We start from the raw sequence: 24861 nt of genomic DNA, 5'->3' as shown, positions 1-24861 counted from the left end.
TAATGCCATATTTTTTCTATATTTAGGAGAAGTATATTAAAGACGATGCCGATAAACCCAATACCTCCGGACGGAGGCATGTTATATAAAGAAACAGATATGGCCCAGTTTTTCCCTGAGCCATTCAATGCAATAACTGCTCTGTTATTTTTAGCCATAGCCATTTTTTGGACCCTTAAAATGAAGGGTAATTTTAAAGAATATCCTTTTTTAACCTACTGCCTGGTTTTATTATACATTGGTGCCATAGGGGGAACCGTTTACCATTCATTCAGGCAATGGCCGGTATTTATCATGATGGATTGGCTGCCCATTATGCTGCTGTGTCTGTCTGCCGGATTTTATTTTTTAGCGCAGAGCATCAGATGGTACTATGCGGTGGTAATGGTTCTCGTGTATCTGATACTCATGTTTGCTTTGAGAAACTGGATTTCGATAGATAACGCTTCTCTTTTTATCAACGTAAATTATGCAATAATGGCTTCATTTGTGCTTTTTTCGGTACTAAGTTATCTGATTTATACCCAATGGAAAGCTGGCAAATGGGTAGGTTTTGCTTTATTGTCGTTTGCTCTCGCACTGACTTTCCGCATCGTTGACAAATGGGAATGGCTGAGGTTCGGAACACACTTTTTATGGCATACATTTGGCGCGGCAGCCACATTTTGCATGTTTAATTATATCTATCTTACACGGAATACAATTAAAAAAACATAAGAATCTGTTTGCATTGTATAGGTTTTCAATTTGCGGCATCTGCGAGAATAATAGAAATCCTTGATTTTTTAAGACTTTAGTGGGTTCATAAAAAAGTTTAAACCAATTTTTTTGTGAAATTCATAGTCTGATTCTTTTAAGATTGAAAGAAAGATGATTTACTTATATTTGTCTCGCAAAGCAAATTTAAATGTTCAAAAAAGTAAGCACTGTATTTATCCTTGGATTTTATACGGTTTTTTGTTCGGCCCAGCAGGTTCGGCCTTCCAAATCATCTGAAATCTACCGTGAGCTCAAAACCCTTAAACAACTGCCTAAAGTTTTATACCTTGCGGCTCATCCCGATGATGAAAATACAGGATTACTCTCCTGGTTAATCAACGACCAAAATGTAGAAACGGGTTATTTGTCTTTAACCAGAGGTGATGGGGGTCAGAATTTACTAGGTACAGAGCAGGGGGCTGCATTGGGTTTAATCAGAACCCATGAGCTTTTAGAGGCAAGAAAATTAGATGGTGCCCAGCAGTTTTTTACCCGTGCGATTGATTTCGGGTTCTCTAAAAATACAACCGATACCTTTAAGCAATGGGATGCAGACAGTATTACTGCGGATGTCGTTTGGGTCATCCGAAAATTCCGTCCGGATGTGATCATTTGTCGTTTTCCTCCTACTGCTGCGGCAGGCCACGGACAACATGCGGCTTCGGCTGTGGTGGCGGAAAAAGCCTTTAAGCTGGCAGGCGATAAAACAGCTTTCCCGGATCAACTGAAATACGTTAATGTATGGCAGCCAAAACGCGTATTGTGGAATACTTTCAGATTTGGTGGAGTTAATACGACTGCTGAAGATCAACTGAAAGTTACCGTTGGGCAATATGATGCGCAATTGGGAATGGGCTATGGTGAACTGGCAGGATTAAGCAGAAGTCTGCATAAAAGCCAGGGGGCAGGAACCCAGTCTGTAGCCGGGATCAAAACTGAATATTTTAGCCATGTTCTTGGCGAGACCGCAAAAGCAAACCTTTTTGATGGGATAACTAAAACCTGGACTTCACAAGGAAGTGCTGATATTGACCAGTCATTAGATAAAATTATTTCCGCTTTCAATTTCAATAATCCTGACCTCAGTTTACCTGCCTTGCTCGCTTTGCGAAAAAAGGTCATGGCTCTAAAAGATGCGGACCTGAAAAAAGATAAAATCAAGTCTCTCGACAATATTATTTTAAGCTGTGCCGGCTTTATGGGCGAGGTAGTGACCAATCAGGCTGAAGCGGTCGCCGGGGATCATTACAATTTCAGATTAAACCTGATTTCAAGAGCTGCCAATCCTGTGGTTTTAGAAAATGTACAATGGTTAAGCCAGTCAGAAAGCTTCAATAGAAAACTATCAAAAGATTCTTTAATTACCATTCAGCATGACATTCAGATTCCTGCAGATGCAGCACTCACAGAACCTTACTGGTTGGCAAAATCTCCCAAAGATGCAGCCACTTTCTCTGTTCCCAATGATACTTTAATCGGCTTGCCAGAGGCAGAATCACCACTGAATGTCTTACTTGGTTTAAAAATCGGTTCTGAAAGTTTTCAGGTTAAACTTCCATTATCTTTTAAGAAATTAGACCCGGTGCGTGGTGATGTAGTCGAAGCCCTGCGTATTGTCCCTGCACTGGAACTGAAATTTACACAAGCCCTTTATTTAGTTAAAGAAAATGAAGATTTACATCTGAGTTTAAATGTTAAGGCTAATTCTAACAAACCGTACAATAACGGTATTCTAAACCTGATGTATAACGGAGAACGATTAGGCAGTGCCAATATAAGCTCGCTCAATGGAAAAGATACGACCATAGATTACGTTATTCCAAAAACTAAGCTTGCTGCAATACCTTCATCCCGCTTGCAGCTGGATGCCAATTTTGTGGCAGATGGAGTTACTTATAATAAAAAGCAAGTATTAATTCAGTACCCGCATTTACCCTCCTTACAATATTTTGCCCCTGCAACGGTAACCGTCATGAAAGGCGATATTCAGGCGAAGGTTAAAAAAGTGGGTTACATAGAAGGTGCGGGCGATTTCATTCCTGAGTTCCTACGCATCGCAGGGATTCAGGCAGATGTCCTCAAAGATGAAGATTTTTATGGCAACTTAGATGAAACTGCTGGAAATGCCAGTCAAAACAAGCTGTCGCAGTATGATGCCATCGTATTGGGTGTTCGTGCCAATAATACAGAGAAAAAACTGGGCCGCTGGATGCCTTTTTTATGGTCTTATGTGAAATCCGGAGGTAATCTGGTGATGCAGTATAACACCAATCAGGATACCACCGTTGACCAATTGGGAATGTACAATTTCAGTATTGCCAATAAGCGGGTTACTGAAGAAAATGCTGCAGTCAAATTTTTAAATCCAAATCATAAATTACTGAACTTTCCGAACAAAATTACTATGGATGATTTTAAGGGATGGGTACAGGAGCGTGGCGCCTATTTCCCCGCTCAATGGGATGCGGCGTATGAACCGCTTTTTGAAATGCATGATACAGGTGAAGAGCCTTTGCAGGGATCTACTTTATATGCCCGATACGGGAAGGGTAATTTTATTTATACCCCGTTGGCATTTTTCAGACAGCTGCCTGCGGGAAATGTGGGGGCAGCGCGTTTATTTTTTAACTTTTTATCTGCACAGAAAAACTGATGAACAATAAACTTAAAAATTGGAATACCTGGTACATACTATTAGCCATTGCATTAGTATTGCAGATCGCATTTTATTATGGGTTTACTAAATTCTGGGCATGAGTAATATAGATTGGACAGTTCTCATTGTTACACTGGTTGCAGTGGTGGTGTACGGCGTATTCATCGGTCGGGGCCAAAAAAGCAACGAATCCTACCTGAAAGCAGATAATAAAATGCCCTGGTACATTGTGCTGATAGGGATTATGGCCACCCAGGCCAGTGCCATTACATTTCTTTCGGCACCGGGTCAGGCTTATACGGACGGCATGCGTTTCGTGCAGTATTACTTTGGGTTGCCTTTGGCGATGATTGTGATCTGTATCACTTTCATTCCGATTTTTCAGCGCTTAAATGTTTATACTGCTTATGAATATCTGGAAAACCGTTTTGATAAAAAAACGAGGGTGCTCACATCACTGCTTTTCCTTTTTTCCAGGGGTCTGTCAACAGGAATCAGTATCTACGCTCCAAGTATCATCTTGTCAAGTGTTTTAAACTGGAATATTTATTTAACCAATGTTTTAACGGGTGGTATTTTATTGATTTATACCTACGTTGGCGGTGCAAAAGCGATCGCTCACACTCAAAAATTACAGTTTCTGATTATTCTGGGAACCATGGCTTTTGCGGGGTATCTGCTTATTCAGAATATGCCGAATGGCATAGGTTTTAAGGATGCGCTTTATCTGGCAGGGAAATCCGGAAAGCTCAATGTAATCACCACAGAATTCGATTGGAAAGACAAATATAATATCTGGAGTGGGCTGATTGGTGGTTTTTTTCTGGCACTTTCTTACTTCGGTACCGACCAGAGTCAGGTCGGGAGGTATATTACGGCAAAGGACAATACCAATGCAAAAATGGGCTTGCTGTTGAACGGATTGGTTAAAATTCCGATGCAATTTGCGATTCTCCTGATTGGTGCTTTGCTTTTTGCTTTCTTTTCTCTAAAACCGGCTCCCATTTATTTTAACGAGCGCTCTTATCAGTATTTAAAGGAAACACAACCCGAACAGGCTGCGGTTTTTGAAAAAGAACATCAGGATTTGCAGATAAAATTTAATGCAGAATCGAAAGAAATCCTAAAGCTAAAAGAAACTCAATCTCCCCAACTTAAAAAAACAATTCAGGATTTTAAAAACACGCAAACTCAGGTAAAAGCTCTGCACGGCAGGGTAGAGGAAGCAATCAATCATTCAAACTATAATGCCGAGAAAACGGATACCAATTACATTTTCCTGTATTTCGTAAAAAATACCCTGCCTGTAGGAATGATCGGTTTACTGTTTGCCGTCATTTTTCTGGCCAGCTGGGGTTCCATTTCCGCAGCGCTGAATTCCCTTGCCGCCTGCTCACTAAAAGATGTTCATTTGATATTTAGAAAAGATATTCCTGATGATGCAACCGAATTGAAGTATAGCCGCCTGCACACGCTAGCGTGGGGGATCTTCTCAATTGGTGTTGCCATGTTTGCCACTCAAATGGGTTCCCTTATTGAAGCGGTGAATGTATTGGGTTCTCTTTTCTATGGTCCGATATTGGGGATTTTTCTTGTTGCATTTTACTATAAAAAAGTCGACGGCGCGAATGTATTTATTGCTGCAATTTTATCAGAAATTACGGTTATTGCCGTTTATCAGTTTGATATCGTTTCTTTCCTTTGGCTTAATGTAATCGGGGCAGCAGCAGTTATTATATTTTCGACAATCATATTACTGTTTTATAAGCAGAAAGCAGTAAATTCGTAACAAATAATAACAAAAACAAACAAATAAAAATAGTATGAAAACCATCATTAAATCTGCTGCCGTACTTGTTGCGACAATGACACTCTCCCTGAATGCCTTTGCACAGGACACTAAAAAACCTGCCAGCCCTCCGGCTACTGCAACGGGAAAAATTAAAGATGCCACCATTACCATCGCCTATAGCAGCCCTTCTGTAAAAGGTCGTACCATCTGGGGCGGTCTGGAAGCTTATGATAAAGTTTGGCGTGCCGGTGCCAACGAAGCCACGACCTTCGAAACGGATAAAGACATTACCGTTCAGGGTAAAAAACTTCCTGCAGGTAAATACAGCTTTTTCTTAATCCCTAAAAAAACCGGAACCTGGACTGCAATTTTTAACAAAGAGCCCAAACAATGGGGTGCCTATAAATACGAGGAAGCTAAAGATGCTTTACGTGTTGATGTAAAAACAAAAGCTTTACCAGCAACACAGGAAAATTTAGTGTATAAAATAAACAATAATGGATTCACAATGGATTGGGATAAAGTCTCAGTGCCTGTAGAGATCAAATAAATCTGAATCTCAGAAAATTAAAATCCCGGTTAATCCGGGATTTTTTTTGTTTTAATTTCTGTTGTGCAAAGTTGTGAGGCGGTCGTTGATCACTTCAGGATATCTCATGATCCTGAAGAAAAGGAAATGGACTGTTGATAGCCATTCGGGAAAATTTTCTCCGCGGATGCTTGGCAGCCTGTCCCTTTAATAGATGTAAATTCCAGTCAAATTCACCACCCACGCTGTGAATTATAATTTACCATAAACGGATCGTAAATAATTTGATATTTAATTATTTACGTTTGTGGAAAAGAGGAGGCTAATAAATAATGGTCTCCTTAAGTGACCAGACAGGATTATCTTCAGACACTTTTATAGATGATTTGCTTTGTTTAACTCAGATTAAAGGTAAATTATAGGTTTCTAAATCTAAATAATGTACACCGAAAATCCATCCAACGCATCCATGCTTGGAACAAAAAATAATGTTCCTGTAAGGTTTATAATTTGGCGAAAAAGATCTTTCATTTTTAATAATTTTTTTTACGTCTACAATGATTTTTTATAATTTTGTATTGCCCAAATCAGTAGTGCATTTTTTTCTTTTGGGATGCCCAGTTTTTCGATAATTCGGGTACGGTGTCCTTCTACGGTTTTTTCGGACAGGAAAAGAAGTTCTGCAATTTGCTTACTGGTTTTTTGAGCTGCTATTAATTCTATTATTTTTCTTTCAGAAAGAGTTAATAGGTTGAGTTTGCCAAGGTCATCTGTATGTTCTATTGTGTAATTTTGAAGTAAAGACCCGGAATAATATTTCTTTCCCAAAGCAATTTCTTTCATACATTTTTCTAGATCAGGACACGCTTTTTCTTTTAAAATATAGCCATCTACTTCAAATTCTTTGGCTTTGTTCAGAACGCCGATTTCATTGTGCATGGTGAGGATGACAACTTTAGTACGCCATTTATTTTCGATTACTTTTTTGGCCACCTCCAAGCCATCCAACCCTGGCATGTTTAAATCTAAAACAGCTACATCCGGCAAATAAACCTGAATGTAATTAAGTGCTGCTGTTCCATTAGAGCATGCATTCACTATATTATACCCCAAATTGGTAAGGTAAGAAACAGTACCATTCAGGGTTAAAGGATGATCGTCTGCAACTAGAATTTTCATTGTATTATTTTTTTATTTGAACTACTATTTTTGTGCCTTTATCAGTTGATGTGATATAGGCTTGTCCACCAATTGCTTTGCTTCTTTCTAGTATATTGTGTAAACCAAAAGCATCTTGTGTCCCCAGAGTTTCCTGTACATTAAAACCTTTTCCATTATCAATGATTTCTAAAATAACGGTGTCCTTATTTTCAGTTAAAGTTACTTTTGCCGCGATAGCATCTGCGTATTTTATAATATTTGAAACAGCTTCCTGTACAATTCTATAGATTTGCAATTCTTTTTCAGTCGTGAGACCATCTTGATAATTGATGTCGGAGGAGACCATAAAAAGATGAGTATTCTGGATGCGTTCTATGAATTGATCTAAACTGGCTTCGAGTCCTATTTTTTCAAAAAGAACAGGATGCAAATTTCTGCTGATTGCTCTGATATCATTAATAATGCTGTCTACTTTTTCGTTTAGTTGAAGTTGGCTTACCTCAAACGAATGCTTAAGTGACAATAATTCATGGCTCACACTATCATGCAGATCAGATGCAATTCTTTTGCGCTCTTCCTCGGTTTTATCCAGAAGATTTTTGGTAAATAGCAATGATCGTTCTTTTTCTAAAGACAGTTTCTTTTGTTTTTGTTTTAAATAATAAATAATGATGGCTAATAACAATGCAATAAAAACGAGTATTAAAGCCACAATAACAGCATTTTTATTGATAATGGTTTCTTGTTGCAGTTTAATTTCCTGCTCTTTTTCTTTAGTTTCATATTTTGCGGCGAGTTCTAAATTGATCAGTTTGCTTTTTGCACTCGATAAGCTGTCCTTTGTACGATCAACTTCATTATTATAAAAAACAACCTTGTCAACATCTCTGCTTTGAACAGCTTTTTCTAATAAGACACTGTAAAACAGGTTGGCTCTTTCGTAGTTTTTATGCTCAAGCAAATTGGGTAATGAATTTTCTATATATTTTGTGTTACACGTTTTTACATCTCTGGTAATTTGATATAAAGCTAATGTGGCCTGGTAATCCTTTTGCCAATTTTGAGAAGTATTTTTTTCTGCAATAGGTTTTATTCTGTTTAAAACTATGTTGGCCTCGCTTAATTTCTTTTCTTCAATTAAAGCTTCTATTTCGTAATCGGAAATACAAAGCAGAAGGACATCATTATCATATTGGCTGGCTATATATTCTTTGTAAGTTTCGTGGATGTATTTATTTTTCAGCTGATGCTTATTAAAGAAACCATACACAGAACATTTGTTATACTTGCCCATAAAATAATCATAGGTGTTCCCGATTTCTTTAGAGATCTTTATCACTTCATCCGCACTTGCGACTGCCTTTTCATAAGAACCATTTGCTTTGTAAATATTGACGTAATTCGACTCTACAGAAGCAATACTTTCCCGATCTCTGATTCTTATGGAGTAGTTCCTTGATTTTTCATTCGCTTCTATGCTGTTTTTTAAATCCCCTAAAACAAAATAAGTATATGATAAATCATAATAGGCACGGGATATTTTGTAACAACTTTTATAATCATTTGGCTCTAAAGCTGTAATTTTTAAAAAGTAATCCTTAGCATTGTTTAGGTGGTCTCTGTCAAATTCTAAATTGCCATAATAACTATCAATGTATATTGTTTTTATGGGTGGTAATTTGCTCCTATACTTTTCATCAAATTCTTTTACAACTTTGGTAAGACGAGGGTCAAAATCATAAAAATAAACAAATTTTGTAGTCACTAAATCCAGAATTTTGGAAGCGTCCGAATAATCATTTTCAACCATTTTACTTTGATAGTAGTCCAGAAAAACTTTCAGGTAATGTTCTTTATCTGCGTTATAGTTTTCATTTTTTCTTAACCAGACTTTTGCAGGCTCTTCTTGTGGCGGAGTTACTTTTTCAAAATAAAAATTTTCCTTTTTTTCTCTACATGACAATGTGAAAAAAGTAATGAATAAGAATATGATTTTCTTAATCGCAGGCATACCTATATTTTTTTACAAATGTATCAATTTCTAATGTTGAAAATTATACAATCTTTAATTCAGGGGTTTACCCTTGTATGAATCTCCAGGAGAATGATACAATTTTGTGATGTAATTAATAAAAATTATTATTATGAAAAGTAAAATACTTTTAATGCCTTTCAAACTAAATTTTCAAAAAATTTGGATTGCCTGTTTTTTAATGATTTTCCAATTTGGATTTTCTCAGCAGGGAACGGCGCTGGATTTTGATGGCGTAAACGATTATGTAAACTGTGGAAACATTTTGCCTGTAAGTTATACCAAAGAAGCTTGGATTTATGTGAAAAGTTTAAACACCCAAAACAATATTATCTCTGGTGGTGATTCAGATGGGTTGCATGCTTTCTGGATACCCAATAATTCCGGTAAACTTTCTGCAGGGCATAACGGTGATTGGTTTGCTGTAGAAGACAGTGTGCCATTGTCTATTAATACGTGGTATCACGTTGCAGTAACTTATGATGCTGCTGCGGCTACACTGAAATTATACAAAGATGGACAACTGGTATCTACCAATACTGATGTTGACCCGGTTGAGGGGGGAAATATGGTTAGATTAGGCGCTTTTAATGATGCTGTAAATAGTTTTACAGGAACTATGGACGAAGTCAGAATATGGAATAGAGCTTTGTCTCCAGGAGAAATAACAAACCATATGAACTGTGAACTGCCGGGTCCGGAAACAGGATTAATGGCGTATTATAAATTTAATCAGGGCATCGATAATGCGAATAATGCTTCCGTAACAACTTTGCAAGACAGCAGCGGAAATAATTACAATGGAACTCTTAATGGTTTTGCTTTAAACGGAAACACTTCTAACTGGGTTGGAAATAGTGTTATAAATACCGGAATTACTTGTACTACTTATTTAAATGTATCCACAGTAGAAAAAACGAGTTTTAAATTCTTTCCTAATCCTGCTACAAACAAGTTGTTCCTGACATCCGGGCAACCCATTTTAAATGTTGAAGTGATTAACTTTCTAGGGCAAACTGTTATAACACAAAAAATAAACAGCTTTGCAGCAGAAATTAACTTGTCATCTCTTACTCCAGCCTCCTATTGGATTAGAGTAAAAACCGGAGAAGGTGTGGAGACCATAAAAATCATTAAAAAATAAAGACGGTAAAAATTCACTTTTTTTGCAGGGAATTTAGAATATAAAGGTCACTTCAATTATTCTATTTCTTGGCAATTCGATCTACTATTGTACGGGTATGACTTCCTTTGGGGTCATACCCATATCTTCCTTTAATATAAGCATCAAATGATTGGTCTTATTCAATTCGATTGAGTCACATTAAACAAGAATTGCAAAGCTCATTTTTAGCAGATAATTTTCTTAGATGCTAAATTTTTTGCACTATAATTTAGGCATTTGAAACAATCGGAGTTGGTATATTGGGCCTATTTTAAACTGAAACTTTAAGCTGTTCTAAAAAATAGGAAGGAGTGAAACCCGTTTCTTTTTTAAAGGCAGTTACAAAAACCTGTGGAGTGGTGTAGCCGCATTCTTCAGCAAGATAATTGATTTTATACTCACGGTAGATAGGGTTCTCGTACAGTTTTTTAGTGATATAGCCGATCCGAAGTCCGTTAATATAGGTGGTGAAATTTTTATCCCTATAGGTTTTTATAATTTCTGAAAGATATTTGGTATTGGTGTTAAAGTGATTGGCCATCCAGGTCAGGCTGATGTCTTTTCTGAGGTATTTTTCAGAGAGTTCAAATTTTTCAAGTCTGGCAAGCAGTACTTTGGTTGTTTCATCGGTAATGCTGACCAAGGTTTTGGCTTCTGTATGGTCCTCGGTTTTTAAAGATTTTACCTGAAGTTCTTTCTGTTCAATGCTTATTTTAGCGATCAGTTCCTCATATTTTTTGTGAACCATTTTATTTTTTCTTTTCCAGTAAAGCCAGATGAACAAAGCTAAAAGAATAATAAAACATCCGGCAATTAAAAGTAAAATTCTGACGTTAGAGATATACTCTTTATCTTTTTTTGCCTCAGTTGCTGTTACAAGTCGGTCAAATTGTTTACCGACTTCTTTTTTAGCGGCATTGTTCAGACTATCCTTCAGTTTTGCATACAAAAGAGTATACTTGGCCTGCTCCGATGGATTTTTTGATTCTTCATTGGAATCAGCAAGCAGCATATAGGCAAATAGTCTGTAATTCGGATTATTCTTATATTTTTCCCGCCTTAAAACCTCATTGCCGAGCTCAATCGACTTTTTATAATCATGTTTCTCCATATAAAACCTGCCAGTACCGCATAAAATAGGCATATCCATTTTTTCAAAAATATCAGGTTGCGTTGTTTTATAGTTATAGATTTTTAAGTAATAAGGTTCTGCCAAATCCAGACGTTGAGGTTTAGCAACACCCAAGTAAAAATTACCAATATTGAGATTATTAAGTGCAATTTTTTCATATTTTTTGGATTTTATTTTTGCATCTTTCTCAATTATTTGTTGAAGCTCGACAAGTTCTTTTTTTAAATAATAAATAAGTGAATCAGGCTTTTTATAATCATAAAAAACTGAAAATCTATTATAAAAATTGGATGTTAATAAATGTCTTTCATTCGTATCTTCTATTCTTTTTGCATATTTTAAGCCATCCTTTATATTTTGAAACTCTTCTTTTTCTATACCCATGTCTTTATTTACGAATGATTTATAGATATAAAGAGATGCAATTATCAGGTTATTATTTAAATCCAGTTCTTCAGTATTTTTAATCAGCTCCAGTATCTTTTTGGAGTCAGAACGATGATAATAAATATAAATCAGCATGATATTTCCTCTTCCGATTCCATCTTTATAATTAGCTTTTTTTGCGAGCTCTATAATCTTCTCAATCTCACTTATTTCTTTGTCTGTAGTGGTGTCGTCTACTGCATTGTATAGGTTATTGATTTGTTGCTTTGTAGGGGATCAGTCTCAAAAGTTGGGGGGAATGTTTAGTGGTGGTATCTTTGTCTTATGCTAAGCGATTACAACCTTCTTAAATTTTTACTTCCAGAATTTCTAGTTGAACACTTTGATATCCTCAAAGCAGAAGAACATTCTGCTGAACTTCATATTTATTTTGAAGAAAGACCATAATGCACCATTACAGAGATATTCTAAATTATTTTGATAAAAGAAGCACATTTCAAAGGGAAGCTTCCGTCATTATCTGGGAAACTTCTATTGTAGGAATTTGCCAAATCTACCAATAATAGGGTAAGACTTTCTTTATTGTTCAGGGCTTTCATAAACACACCGTTTTTAATGGCATCTAAATGAATAAACCCTAATGCCGATAGCCAAACATCGATTGGAAAAATACCACTTGTAAGCTCTGTATTGAACCAACCGATAGACTTAATATTATGCTTGATTTATACGTGGTTCGGTGCTAACGCCAGATTTGCATCTGGGATATATTGGTATGAAAGTAAAATATAATTTGTGATAAATTGGCTTCAAACCAAAAATAGAATAATTTTTACTATTTTTGGTTTGAAGCCATCATGATCTATAAAGATAGTTTTCATAAATCTGTAAAAGTCATTTAAAAAAAATTACATTTTTTTTAAAGTTTCCGCCACTAATATTACCAATGCAATTGCAAGAATCATTGCTAAAATAGAATAAGGATTAGCAAAATTAACAGTCCAACCTAAAAATTTATTCCTTTTAGGAGGAAAGAGCCTTTTATCATCTTTATTATAATAAAAGATTCCAAATTTCCAGTTATCTTCATTATCTTCGTTCATAATATAATGTTTTTAAATAATTAAATACATAGTTATTTTTATCTAAATATAGTATTAATGCTCCTATCATTGGAAACATAAAAGAAATAAGACCATGTAATATAAATATACTAAAATGAAATAAAATTCCTAGAAAAAAGAAAAGCATTAATATTCTTTTATTTGTAGCTAATATATATGCAAATAATCCTAATTCTAAAAAAATTATAGACCATGAAATAATTGGAGCAAATGAACTTAAAGTAAGTAAATTTACAAATTTTAAAATAAAATCTGGAGCTCCAAAAATATTATTATTAAGCCAATAATAAAGACATGTCCCATCTCTCCAATCTTCTTTGTATAATTTACCTACTCCAGAATGAAGATATATAACAGCAACCTGTAATCTTATTAAGAAATAATATACTCCAAAAAAAACATTTCTGTTTTTTAAATAAAGAGAGGGATTAAGTTTCTCTTTATTCCATTGATTAATTCTTGCGTCAAATAAACAAACTGGTATTAACAATAATGAAAGATTTGAAGCAATCTGATCTCCCCCTTCAACAATTACAAATGAATTGCAAATACTTAAATGTACCCAAGCTTGTAAAAAACAAGATAGTTGAGGTAGATAACCTGTAAAAACAAATAATAAAATAAAGATGCATATTGTTTTAGCAATAGGAGGAGAAAAGAAAGAAAAAATACTAAAATTTAAAGAAAAATTATTTTCTATCCTATCAGCTAATAATCCTATATCTATATTAGAAAGCTCATATGAATCATTAAAAAAAAGTATAAGGAGAGCTCCAAATGCTAGAAAGCATCTAGCTAAAATTATTTTTTGATTAAATATCAAATTATTTTCCAAATAATTAATAACTTCTCTCATTTTAATTCTTTACTACTTGAATTGGATATATTTTAAATTTAGCTTTATAATTAGAAGTTTTACTAAGTAAAGCCCAAGGAAGCGGCTCCTCGATAACTATTAAATATTTTCCATTATTTATATCGGGTATATACTTCTTATCAATATAAACTTTAGTGAAATTATTATTTCTATTTATAACATTTTTCTTTAATTCATTAATTCCTAAAAATTCTTCAGATCTATATTCTATCGAGTCAGTAATAATTTTATTAACTATCTTTTGAAGTTCTACATTTATTATCCTACTTTTTCTAGAAGCTCCTAAAAAAGTATTTAGAGAAAAATTTTTATCAATAACATTATCAAATTTATTATTTGAAAAAGAGAACAAGTAAATTAAGGGATCTCTTGGTTCTTTTGTAAAAAAAGCCCATCCCTGTGGAAAAAATGAAATATATTTCTTTTTTGTTTCTTTACTTTTATTTAAAGGACTGTTACCAAAATAGACAGACGATATCTTAAAAATAAATATACACACAAAAAAGAAACCTTTTTGCTTAGCCCCCAACTTTTGCATCTGATCCAACATCGTTAGGAAGCCCTTGAAATGGAAAATAAGACTCTTGAAGAAGCCTCTGAAGAGCAAATTTTAAAGACGGAAGTATTTGAAAATGGAGATTCCCGCAAACAGCTTCTGGCAAGAAGCAGGTATCTGCTTTACAAGAGCCGGGAAAAATGGACGCTGTCCCAGAGGCAAAGAGCTTCCATCCTTTTTGCTCAATATCCTGATCTGGAAAAAGCGTATGGATTAACCGATGGCCTTAGAAAGATCTATAATCAGCCTATTACAAAATCTGTGGCTATGACTAAACTTGCGCATTGGTTTAGAAAGGTTGAAGAAGCAGGTTTTACCTCTTTTTCCACCTTAAGAAAGACCATAATGCACCATTACAGAGATATTCTAAATTATTTTGATAAAAGAAGCACTAACGCAGCGGCTGAATCTTTCAATGCTAAAATCAAAAACTTTAGGATGCAGCTCAGAGGGGTGAAGGACAGATCATTTTTTTTATTCAGATTAACCAAACTTTTTGCGTAGCCCCCAACTTTTGCACCTGATCCACCTTAATGGGATTTCAAACTACGCTTCAATACCGATGAAATCTCTGATATAGCACTTTTAGACTGTCTGTTTCAGATGGGCTAGGGATTTTACATCAAAAAATTCAAACCATAAAATATCAGGCTGTAAAAGTTTGATATAGAGATTTTTATGCATAAAAAAAGAGAGACAACTATCAAATAGTTGTCTCCTTAAGTGACCTTGACGAGCGTCTATTCAAACTCTTTTGTCGATGATTTAATTCGTTTGAGCCAAATTAAACAGGAATTAGCAATTCCTAATTTAGAATTTAATTTTTTATAGTTACGATTTCTTTGCAAGATGATTTTAAATATTTGAAACAATCGAAATTGGAATCGTTTGACTTTATTTTACTTCGATTAGTTTTTCTCTTTTTAAGATGATTTTAATAATAATATTTAATTTGTATGTAGTTAATAGGATTTATGTAAAAATGAAACTTGGTACATTAAAATATATTGTTATCATAATTTATTTGTTGCAGAAGATTCAGAATTTCCGATGTTTGAAAAGCTATTGCTTTTACAAGATTTAAGCAATTTATATTTAGAAAAAAAATGTAAATTAGAAAATATAATTACTATTTGTAAAATTTTAAAAAATAATCTGCAACAATTTTATGTATTGTCTGTCTAATTACTTGTATAAAGAATTATATGGATCATAATAATGGAAGTAAAACCAGCGACAGATATCTGCTTGAAAAAGTATTGGATGGTGATCATTCTGCGTTTTCCATAATTATAAGAAATACGGAAAGGTTGGTAGCACAAATCGTTTTCAAAATGATTTCCAATACTGAGGACAGAAAAGATATTTCTCAGGATATTTATTTAAAAACATTTAAGAATCTGAAACAGTTTAAATTTCAATCAAAACTTTCTACATGGATTGGCCAAATAGCTTATAATACATGCCTAAACTATCTGGAGAAGAAAAAGATGATATTGTTGGATTATAATTTTTCGGATGAAACGCAGGAGGAAGTTTTGGAAAAGTTAGCTCAGCAGATCAATTCGGATAACGAAACCGAAAAACAAATTTTTCAAAAAGAACTTTCAGAAATTTTGACGACAGAAATAGAAAAGCTTCCCCCCATTTACAAAGTTCTCCTTAATCTTTATCATCAGGAAGAATTAAGTTACAGTGAAATATCACAGATTACACAACTTCCGGAAGGAACAGTCAAGAATTATTTGTTTAGAGCTAGAAAAACATTGAAAATAAGTCTGTTATTAACTAGAAAAAGAGAAGAGTTATGAAGAATATGCACTTAAGTGAAATCGAAATTCAACAATATGTCTTGAACAAAGCTGACTGCGATAATGTGATTACTAAGCATATTCTTCAATGTCAAAAATGTCAAAGTGAAGTCGAGTTTTATCAATTATTATTTACTGAAATAAAGGAGATACCAAATCCTGTGTTTGACTTTGATGTTGCAGATCTTGTTATTAAGCAATTACCCCAGAGGAAATATTTGTCGTTAGACAAATATTTTATCGCTTTATTGTCCTGCATTTCAATGATACTCTTGTGTACTTTGATTTTTGTGATCAATCACTATTTTCCAACTGTTTTTGGAGCAATTTCTATCTTGAATTTTTTACTGATTTTAATACCTACTGTTTTTATAATCAGTTTTTTATATATGGATATGAAAAGAAATTTTGACCGGCAGATGAAATTTTCTTGATTTGTTGCAACATTATAAGAATTGACCGGTCTAATGTACTACAACTAAAATTACTAAAATGAAAATATTGTTATTAACCAGCATATATAACCTCTCAGAATCGGGGAGTATTTCCTCCAATAATGTTGCCCAGGCAATAGATAAAGACATTTTGGTCATGATAGGACTACTCATTGGGATTGCTTTAATTTCCTTTACTATTTTAAGCCTCATCAAATTTTGGATGGATTACAGGCTGAAAAATAAACTAATTACGAGTGGTCTTTCTGAAACCATCATCAATTCTATTTTACAAAAGAGTGAAAAAGGGAGCAGGAAAAGTACTATAAAATGGGTAGCCATTTTTGCCGGATTAGGCTTTGCATTTACCATTATAAATTATACACTTCCGTTAGGTATGCATTCCGTAGCTATTTTGGCATTTTGTTTAGCCGTGAGTTTTATTTCCTATTTTTTCTTTTTAAAGATGACGGATCAATCCTAGTATTGTAATAGATTCTATTGTTTAGCAATACTATTCAATCTATCATCGTTCTAATTTAATTTTTTGCCTTCCCCATATTTCAATTCAATCGATTTACTGTATTGAAGAGGCTTGTTATTGGCAAAAAAAATTAAAACAGAACATCATAAATACACAAACATAGAATTTCACCCTGCTTTTTGCGAAACATTTCTGTGAAATGCAGAATTTGACATAATATAAAAACGCCTTCCTCCACTAATTAAAAATTAAGTATAAAAAATATGAACACTATCTTAAAATCAATACGATTAAAAAATATACTGACAATAGGGTTGATAATATTAAGTATGTATTCCTTTGGACAAACCAAAGAAAGAGAAACGATGATTGCTCCTGAAAAACTGAAACAGGATTTTAAAGTACTGAGAGCTGCTCTTGAAGAGGGATATCCGGGAATGAACAGATATCATCCAAAAAGATATACGTATTCTTTATTTGATTCATCCGAAAAAAAGCTTCAGAAGAAAATATCTGAAAGGAAATTTTTCCTGTTCATCAGTAAAATCGTAATGCAGTTGCAGGACGGACATATGGATGTTTATCCCACAGAAAAGACACAAGACCTCCTGAAAAAAAGCGACTGTACCATACCTTTTCAAGCTTTTATTTCAAAAGGTAAAATGTATGTTCAAAAAAATTATTCTACTCTAAACGATAAGGAATTATTGGGAGCAGAAGTCATTTCGATCAACAATCAACCCGTTTCCTCTTTTATCGGAGACGTCTTAAAGATCTGCACTTCGGATGGCAACAACCAGACCAATAAATACAAGCGTCTGGAAAGTACGGGTTTATTGACTCAATATTTATACAATATTCAAGGGTATAGAAATACTTATAAAATAAAATATATTCCGTTTCAAGGGAAGAAAACAAAAATTACCACTTTAAAAGGAATAGAGTATCAAAATCTTCTAAAAATTCGTAAAGACAAATATCCTGGTATTGAGCAGTTACCAGCAAAATTCAACGTTCTTAATTCTTCCACTGCTTATCTGAAAATCGCAAGTTTTAATAAAGCAGATTACAGGAAGAATAATATGGATTTTGTTGAGTTGATGAAATCTTCTTTTGAAACTATTAAGTCTAAAGACATTAAAAACCTAATTCTTGATCTGAGGGGTAACTTGGGAGGTACAGATGCATATGGCAAAATACTGTATTCATATTTTACAGATCATGATTTTCTGTACTACAGTGCTTTAACTATCAATAAACCTGAATTTGATTTTACCAAATATACAGATGAACCGGATCTGAAAATTCCTGAGGAAGCCATCAAAATGAATGAAGCAGGAACTTATGATGTGATCGACCATCCCAACGTGGGAATGCAGAAAAATAGTTTACCCTATTTCTCAGGCCAATTGTATATCCTTATTGATGGCGACTGTTTTTCCACTACTGCTGAATGCCTTTCAATGCTGCATAGCTATACTTCTGCCGTTTTCATCGGAGAGGAAAGTGGTGGTGGTTATTATGGTAATTTTTCCGGTTCGGTACCTAACTTAACGCTGCCAAATTCAAAATTGCAAATTGGTATTCCACTGATGAAATATATGATGGCTGTAAAAGATTATAAATTCAAAGACCGCGGAGTAATCCCAAATTACTATATAACTCCCACTATAAAGGACAGGATAGAATCTCGTGACCCGGAACTTGAATTTACAAAGAAACTTCTTGATAATGATTCGCTTCACATTAATCCCTGACCATTGTAGAGATGAAGAAATAGGATACGGCGGAGCCAGCGGGAATTTTGCTTACAGTTGATGTGATATTGTTATTACTGATTATGTTGGGATGCATTCCACTTCAAGATGGTGATGCTATCATCATTTCTAATAACGGATGAAGGTGGCGAAGACTGGTAATATCAAGATGTGTTCTTATTATTATAGTCAGCATTATGCCGATGACAAAAAATATAAAGAGCCTATAAAATCTACATTCACAGACTTACAAAAAGAAGAATATGAAAACCGAGTCATTAGACTGTGTAATGCAGGTGTCAAAAATCCGTCCACTTGGGCCTTCAGCAAAGTCACAGAAGGGATACCACAGTTTTTGCTAGATTTCTCATACTTAGGTCTCTATTCAACATCGCAAAATCTGCAGACGACAATATCGCAATGGCCACTGACTTTGATGATGAAGTAGAGGAAAAATATAATACGTTAAAAGACATCGTTGGAGAGGAAGAATTATTAAGTTTTCTAACGTCTTACCCTAAAGGTATTATTTACAATGTCGTTGGACTGTTAGATGAAGGAACCCAGGAAGCTGAACGAGATAAAGTAAGCTGGATACTGATGAAGATCGATGAAAATTTTGAATCCACAGGACAGATGATCCAAGGTCTTCATGAAGATTTTTTAGAATTTGAAGATGAGGTAAAATAAAAAAAATCCTATACGTACCTAATAACGACACATTGATCAAAAACTAAAATCCAATCTTGTTTTCAATACTGAATTACTTTGAAAATGGCTTATCTGATGTGGAGTGAGGTTCTGGAGAAAAGTAAACATTATTCAAAGAAATTAGAATTGCTGTAGAAAGACTTTGAAAAATTGAATAATCTCAAAAAGATTATAAAAAAATGACGCCAACTGTCTTCAGTTGGCGTCATTTGACTATTTGTGAACTACATGGTTGGATCAACGAACCAATTTTTAAAAGATCTCGAATGTATTTTAGATATATGTGCTTGATAATTATGGTTTTATAAAGTATTTGTCTTGGTTTGAATTCTGTTGAGTTTAAATCGGTTAGGAATTTTTAGTCTTTGAATTAAATTAGAAAGTATTAGGTATTTAAGCAAAGCTTCGTGAGATAGCTGATTATATCCTAAACTTTCCTACTAACATAAGTAAAAATACTATTTAACTTAGATGCGTCTGAAAAAAACTTCATAAGCTTTGGGTTATTAATAATGTTTCTTTGAAAACCATTTTATGGTTTCCCATATTTTTATATGAAATATAGGATTTATTTTAGCTGCTATTTATAAAAACTCTTGAAGAGTAATATCGAAAGCAAGAGTTTATCTTGATTAGATTATTTCTTGTTATGTTTTAAATGTTTTTTGTAAATTAACGCAAAACTTATAGCCTAATGATTAAATTAACCTTTGAAGGCAAAAATACCTATTTATGCTTATTCTGAGATGTTTCAAAGCAGGGAAAGGAGATAGTTTTCTTTTAACCTGGAAAAAAGATGAGCTACATCGTTTGCTAATAGACTCGGGAATCGAGGGTACCTACCGATTTATTGGCCCTCTCGTAAGAGATTTTGGTAAAAATGATTACGTGATAATGACGCATGTAGATTATGACCATATTGGCGGATTAATGAAGTGGCTTTCTGATGAACAACAGCCTTTTAACATTGAAACTTTACTATATATAAATACTCCTCAGCTTTTAATTACAACAGATTCAACAGATCAAGTTGCTGTCGAGCATGGGGTTGACCTCGAAAAGCTCCTTAAAAGCAGAGGAATTGTTCCCAATCCTTTATTTATGCAAATAGATGGTGACAATGTTTTGGATTTAGGTGGGTTGGAATTACAGATTCTTTCTCCATCTCGTGAAATAATAATGAAACTGTTAAAAGAATGGACAGCTAATAAGGTATATCAAGAATATATTAAGACTCAACTTGAGCAAGATGAAAAGGTCAGTACTGGAAGAGATCAAAATTGGAAGTCTAAAGAAGAGATTTTAAAGAAATTACCAAAACCACATGATTGGGAAAAAGATTTATTAAACTCATCTTCTATTGCATTTATTATGACAATAAATAAAGCTAAGTTACTTTTTATGGGAGATGCAAATCCTGATCTGATAGCAGATGAGCTTTCAAGGTGCGGATGGTCTGAAGAGAATAAATTACCATTAAAACTATTCAAGATCAGCCATCATGGCTCTAAACATAATACTACAAAACGTCTTTTGGAAATGGTTGAATGCTCAGAATATTTGATATCGACAGATAGTAGTGGCCCATATTATCATCCATCACGGGAAACGCTAATATTACTTTCTGAATATGGACGTAAAGATAGTATGAGACAAATAATTATATATTCTAATTATCCATTGCCAGTTGATAAACTTCTAACTGAAGAAGAGAGAATAAATATAACTTTTGAAGAGATTGACGAACTAAAAATTAGTATAAATGATCAGCATGGAACATTTGAACAAGACTACGGGGCTATTGACGAAGAATAATAGTTTTATAGGAAGTTCGGTAGTATTTCCTTACGAGGGAGAATTTTTATGTTTAACAGCAGGTCACAATTTGTATGGGAAAAAATTTGATCAAATTCCCGATCTCACAGAATGGCGTGTTTCTGATTATAAAGGAGTTTTACATAAAGTTTCTCAATGCATAGGTGATGTTAATTTTGCGAGAGAAAATGATATTGTAATTCTGAAATTGGAATGTAATTCGAATCTGGAATTATTTCATTGCCCTCAATTTTATACTGTTTCAAAAAATCCTGCACATTCATTTTTTTTTCGTGGCAAGTATGAAACGAGTAAATTGCCTGTAACGCATACCAACTTGCAGTTCATAAACTTTTGTCAAAATAATATTCATAAATTTTATTGTAAGATTGAAAAAGCCCTTTTGATGAATAATATTTATCAATCGGGTAGTGATTGGCTTGGAGGATGGTCTGGGTCTGGATTATTCCTAGCTAATCATGACAAACTTATCTGTTTCGGTGTAATGATTGAAATTCCAAATAAAGGTAACGACGGGCAATTAAAGTTTACAAGTATTTCAGCTATTGATAAACTTGATGTTAAATTGAACATTATTGAATCAAGTGCACTTGATTTTGATAATAAACTCCTTGCGAGTTCTGTTAACTCTATTTTTGAGCAGACGGATGATAAGGCGATCTCGTTGTGGGAAAATGACGAGGGAAATAAACCTCAATTAGATTATATAGTTGATAAACTGACAAAGGTATATAGTGATGATCGTTTAGAGATAATGAAAAGAAATGCGATTAGACGACTTTTGGTTGGAAAAGCATTTTTGTATTCAGAGCTTCGCAAGCATGAAATCATTTACGATCAATATAATAAGGCTTATTATGCATATGATTTAGATGACTTAGAAGTAAATGCAAACACTAGAACAGAGGCAAATAGTGGATTAAAGCAAATAAAAAAGGAGTATGAGGATTATTTAATATCGTGTCTTGGAGATGTACTAGGTTTAGATGATATTAAAATTTTATCCAATTATGGTATTAGCGAATGGATTTCAAACTGCAGTTTAAGTTTTATAAAAGATGAATGAGAAGTTAAAAATTAAGGGAAATAAAGTTAAGGTGTTTGATGGGTTTTGGGAAAATGACAAAATTGCTGTTATCATGATTCTACTTATACTATATTATTCAATTGGTGGAAATACACGCTCAGTAGAGTTAAGAAAAATTGCCTTTATTTTAGATGCAATAAAAAAAGAAGCTAAAATTTCAAAGTTATCTACTCTTCTTTCATCCCCATGGGAGATATCAGAGGGTTTAAGAAAAAGAGTGATTTTGGCACATGAGACGGGACTTCTTTATATCCAAGATAATAAGGGAAATATCAGTTTTACTCTAACATCAGATGGTATTAACTTCGTTCAACAAATTGAGAATGATAAGATTTTACCAGACTTAACTGCTAGTATTAAGTTATGGGCAAAGGCTGTTAGTGTTAAACAATTAAAAAATCAACAATTAATCTGGTAATATGATTAATATTCATAGTATTAAGGGGATAGTGCTCGATAAAGAGAACAGGAAGTTTGGTTTCCACTTTAGTTTTCAATCTGGATTAAATATTTTATCGGGAGATAATTCCAGTGGAAAATCGACGGTTTTGGCATGTATATATTATTGCTTGGGAATGGAACAGCTAGCAAGCTACGGAAATACTGATGGTCTGAAAGAATGTTTAAAAAGTAGTTTTAAATATAATGATGAAAGTATTCTCGTGAATGAATCTTATGCAGAACTTAATCTGAGCAATGATAGGGGAGGTACTGCTACAATTAAACGTTCTATAAAGTCAAATTATGGTGAAGATCCAAATGTTCTTATTGTTCAGACGAATGATGGAGACCCCGAAGATAAGTTCATTCATGCTAAGGGAGATAGTGATCATGATAGAGGGTTTTATCGTTGGTTGTCAGATTTTTCAGGTATAGCAATACCTGTATTTAAAAGTTATAATGGTGTTCAGAAGATTCTTTATTTACAACAGATATTTGCAAGTTCTTTTGTAGAACAAACCAAAGGCTGGTCAGATTTTTTTGCACAAGTACCAATTTTTAATACAAAAAAAGCCAAGCAAAAGATTGTTGAGTATACTTTAGGACTTAGTGGGTTAGTTGAAGAATTTGAACTTGATAAATTGAAGGAAGAAGAGAAAGCAGAAAAAGGTAACTGGGGGAATTCAGTGGATAATTTTCAGTCCTTGGTGGCATTCAATAACTTTACAACACCCAATTTATCAACGACTTTTACAACGGAATTAAAGCCAAAGAAGATAGAAGCTTTGACATTGCAGACAAGAGGTCTGGACGGACAGTATTTAAGTATTGATGATTCTATTACAAATTTAAACAGTTTGCGTAGAAGCTTGAAGCAAAAAAATGAAATATCTGTTGATGATAGACAAAAAAACAATAATTTGTTGAAAAGACAGGCAGAGTTTCGTCAAAAGCTTAAATTCCTTATAGAGGAGCATACGAGCATCCAAAAAGAAAAAATTAACGAAGAAATTAAAATTCAGAGATATCAATCGACATTAGAACAATTGAAAAGAGAGATTGAAGTTTTGGAGGGGCTTAATAAATTGAACCAACTCCAGTCGTTTCATATTGGAGCTGTTGAAAATTGTCCGGTTTGTAATTCATCGTTGCTGGCGAATCCAGATGTGGTATTACAAAATGTAGATCGTATAAACGCTTTGGGATCATTACCTTTTTATAAATCAGAGAGAAGCCTTTATGAATCTTATATTAAAAGCTCTAAAAATCTATTGGAACGTTTCGAAAAGACCTTACTCTACTATAAAGAGCAAATAAATGATTTGCAATTTGCCCTTGTAACAATCGATAAAGAGATAGTTGATGATTCGAGAATTCCATCCAGAACGGATATAAATGATGAAATTCAGATTCGATTTGAGTTAGGTAAGATGGAGAAGATCAAGATTCAATTTGAAAGATTCAAGTTACATCTGACAGAATTATCAAATAATCTTATTAGAATCAAAGAAAGAAGAGATATACTCCAATCTCATAAAAAAGATGATGAAGAACAGATCTTTTCTTTCCAAAAAGTTTTTATTCAATATTTGGAATCTTTTGGATATTCAAAAGAGATTATTGGGCGTATCTATATTTCAAATGAGGACAACAACAAGTTATTTCCAGTTGTAAAAACTCCAGGGTTTCTTTCACAACCAATTAGATTAATGTCCTCCGCAAGTGATTTTATACGTGCACAATGGGCTTTCTATTTATCACTTTTAGTCAAAGCGAAATTTCATTTAGGTATTTTGGTACTTGATGAACCTGGACAGCACGCTATGGCATCAGGTGATTTGAAAATGCTTTTGAAAGAAGCCGCTAAAATAAAAAACAGGCAGGTTATAATTGCAATATCTAAAGAAGACAGGGATAAACTAGGTACATCAAATGACGGTACTATCATATTAGAAAAAGAAATCGATTTGATTTCGATATTATCAGAAACTGGATTGATTGAAGATAGAGATTATAAATTGAATATGATTGATGGAAATGGAAGAAAAGATAAATGTATTCAGCCCTTAAATTGAGATCATTAAAGGTTTTTGTTTTAATCAAAAAGCTATAGTAAATTTTTGATTTAAA

Annotated in this window: 22 protein-coding genes; 15 read left to right on the top strand and 7 right to left on the bottom strand. The window is 33.8% G+C overall.

Annotated elements, in window-relative coordinates; translation table 11 throughout:
* Nucleotides 1–45 precede the first annotated feature (45 nt).
* The 4 genes from LF887_RS14985 to LF887_RS14970 all read left to right on the top strand — a co-directional run bounded on the left by LF887_RS14985 (nt 46) and on the right by LF887_RS14970 (nt 5757).
* Complete coding sequence (locus LF887_RS14985) at nt 46–717, top strand: hypothetical protein (RefSeq protein WP_236855052.1); 672 nt, start codon at nt 46–48, stop codon at nt 715–717.
* 190 nt (nt 718–907) lie between these two features.
* Entirely contained in the window at nt 908–3412 is a 2505-nt protein-coding gene (locus LF887_RS14980; protein WP_236855051.1) for a PIG-L family deacetylase, read from the top strand.
* Nucleotides 3413–3512: 100 nt separating this feature from the next.
* Nucleotides 3513–5204 carry a sodium:solute symporter gene (locus tag LF887_RS14975; protein WP_236855050.1) on the top strand — a complete coding sequence of 564 codons (1692 nt, stop codon included), beginning with the start codon at nt 3513–3515 and terminating at the stop codon, nt 5202–5204.
* A 34-nt stretch (nt 5205–5238) separates the two neighbouring features.
* Nucleotides 5239–5757 carry a DUF2911 domain-containing protein gene (locus tag LF887_RS14970; RefSeq protein ID WP_236855049.1) on the top strand — a complete coding sequence of 173 codons (519 nt, stop codon included), beginning with the start codon at nt 5239–5241 and terminating at the stop codon, nt 5755–5757.
* Nucleotides 5758–6288: 531 nt separating this feature from the next.
* Here LF887_RS14970 and LF887_RS14965 read toward each other — a convergent pair.
* Together LF887_RS14965 and LF887_RS14960 are read right to left on the bottom strand one after the other, a co-directional pair.
* Nucleotides 6289–6915 (bottom strand): response regulator transcription factor, encoded by a 627-nt coding sequence (locus tag LF887_RS14965; RefSeq protein ID WP_236855048.1) that lies wholly within the window; start codon nt 6913–6915, stop codon nt 6289–6291.
* Nucleotides 6916–6919: 4 nt separating this feature from the next.
* Complete coding sequence (locus tag LF887_RS14960; protein ID WP_236855047.1) at nt 6920–8908, bottom strand: sensor histidine kinase; 1989 nt, start codon at nt 8906–8908, stop codon at nt 6920–6922.
* Nucleotides 8909–9041: 133 nt separating this feature from the next.
* Here LF887_RS14960 and LF887_RS14955 point away from each other — a divergent pair, with 133 nt between their 5' ends.
* Nucleotides 9042–10073 (top strand): LamG-like jellyroll fold domain-containing protein, encoded by a 1032-nt coding sequence (locus tag LF887_RS14955; RefSeq protein ID WP_236855046.1) that lies wholly within the window; start codon nt 9042–9044, stop codon nt 10071–10073.
* Nucleotides 10074–10365: 292 nt separating this feature from the next.
* Here the strand turns inward: LF887_RS14955 and LF887_RS14950 are convergent, their stop codons facing one another.
* The 5 genes from LF887_RS14950 to LF887_RS14935 all read right to left on the bottom strand — a co-directional run bounded on the left by LF887_RS14950 (nt 10366) and on the right by LF887_RS14935 (nt 14164).
* A complete protein-coding gene (locus LF887_RS14950; protein WP_236855045.1) occupies nt 10366–11748 on the bottom strand; it encodes a helix-turn-helix domain-containing protein in 1383 nt (460 codons plus the stop codon).
* 332 nt (nt 11749–12080) lie between these two features.
* On the bottom strand, nt 12081–12212 hold the full coding sequence (locus tag LF887_RS24250) for a hypothetical protein (RefSeq protein WP_262912474.1): 132 nt from the start codon (nt 12210–12212) through the stop codon (nt 12081–12083).
* A 309-nt stretch (nt 12213–12521) separates the two neighbouring features.
* Nucleotides 12522–12716, bottom strand: coding sequence for a DUF5808 domain-containing protein (locus LF887_RS14945; RefSeq protein WP_236855044.1), 195 nt, complete (start codon nt 12714–12716; stop codon nt 12522–12524).
* Nucleotides 12703–13593, bottom strand: a complete 891-nt coding sequence (locus LF887_RS14940) for a sporulation-delaying protein SdpB family protein (RefSeq protein ID WP_236855043.1) — start codon at nt 13591–13593, stop codon at nt 12703–12705. Before LF887_RS14940 ends, LF887_RS14945 begins: the two co-directional genes overlap by 14 nt.
* A gap of 1 nt (nt 13594) precedes the next feature.
* On the bottom strand, nt 13595–14164 hold the full coding sequence (locus LF887_RS14935) for an SdpA family antimicrobial peptide system protein (RefSeq protein ID WP_236855042.1): 570 nt from the start codon (nt 14162–14164) through the stop codon (nt 13595–13597).
* 18 nt (nt 14165–14182) lie between these two features.
* Between LF887_RS14935 and LF887_RS14930 the strand changes: the two genes are divergently transcribed.
* The 10 genes from LF887_RS14930 to LF887_RS14885 all read left to right on the top strand — a co-directional run bounded on the left by LF887_RS14930 (nt 14183) and on the right by LF887_RS14885 (nt 24806).
* The gene (locus tag LF887_RS14930) at nt 14183–14674 is read left to right on the top strand and encodes a transposase (protein WP_236855041.1); all 492 of its coding nucleotides are present in this window, start codon (nt 14183–14185) and stop codon (nt 14672–14674) included.
* Between the two features lie 701 nt (nt 14675–15375).
* Nucleotides 15376–15981, top strand: coding sequence for an RNA polymerase sigma factor (locus tag LF887_RS14925; RefSeq protein ID WP_236855040.1), 606 nt, complete (start codon nt 15376–15378; stop codon nt 15979–15981).
* The gene (locus LF887_RS14920; protein WP_236855039.1) at nt 15978–16415 is read left to right on the top strand and encodes a hypothetical protein; all 438 of its coding nucleotides are present in this window, start codon (nt 15978–15980) and stop codon (nt 16413–16415) included. The genes LF887_RS14925 and LF887_RS14920 overlap by 4 nt, the downstream gene beginning before the upstream one ends.
* Before the next feature lie 58 nt (nt 16416–16473).
* Nucleotides 16474–16899 (top strand): hypothetical protein, encoded by a 426-nt coding sequence (locus LF887_RS14915; protein WP_236855038.1) that lies wholly within the window; start codon nt 16474–16476, stop codon nt 16897–16899.
* Nucleotides 16900–17162: 263 nt separating this feature from the next.
* Nucleotides 17163–18656, top strand: a complete 1494-nt coding sequence (locus LF887_RS14910) for a S41 family peptidase (RefSeq protein ID WP_236855037.1) — start codon at nt 17163–17165, stop codon at nt 18654–18656.
* 420 nt (nt 18657–19076) lie between these two features.
* Nucleotides 19077–19346 (top strand): hypothetical protein, encoded by a 270-nt coding sequence (locus tag LF887_RS14905; RefSeq protein ID WP_236855036.1) that lies wholly within the window; start codon nt 19077–19079, stop codon nt 19344–19346.
* A gap of 753 nt (nt 19347–20099) precedes the next feature.
* On the top strand, nt 20100–21182 hold the full coding sequence (locus LF887_RS14900; RefSeq protein WP_236855035.1) for a ComEC/Rec2 family competence protein: 1083 nt from the start codon (nt 20100–20102) through the stop codon (nt 21180–21182).
* Nucleotides 21139–22269, top strand: a complete 1131-nt coding sequence (locus LF887_RS14895; protein ID WP_236855034.1) for a hypothetical protein — start codon at nt 21139–21141, stop codon at nt 22267–22269. The genes LF887_RS14900 and LF887_RS14895 overlap by 44 nt, the downstream gene beginning before the upstream one ends.
* Complete coding sequence (locus LF887_RS14890; protein WP_236855033.1) at nt 22262–22708, top strand: hypothetical protein; 447 nt, start codon at nt 22262–22264, stop codon at nt 22706–22708. Before LF887_RS14895 ends, LF887_RS14890 begins: the two co-directional genes overlap by 8 nt.
* A 1-nt stretch (nt 22709) precedes the next feature.
* Complete coding sequence (locus LF887_RS14885) at nt 22710–24806, top strand: hypothetical protein (protein WP_236855032.1); 2097 nt, start codon at nt 22710–22712, stop codon at nt 24804–24806.
* The last annotated feature ends 55 nt before the right edge of the window (nt 24807–24861 follow it).

The sequence above is a fragment of the Chryseobacterium sp. MEBOG06 genome (assembly GCF_021869765.1).
Lineage (GTDB): Bacteria > Bacteroidota > Bacteroidia > Flavobacteriales > Weeksellaceae > Chryseobacterium.
Note: the sequence above shows the minus strand (reverse complement) of the source record. Positions and strands in the feature narration are given on the sequence as shown.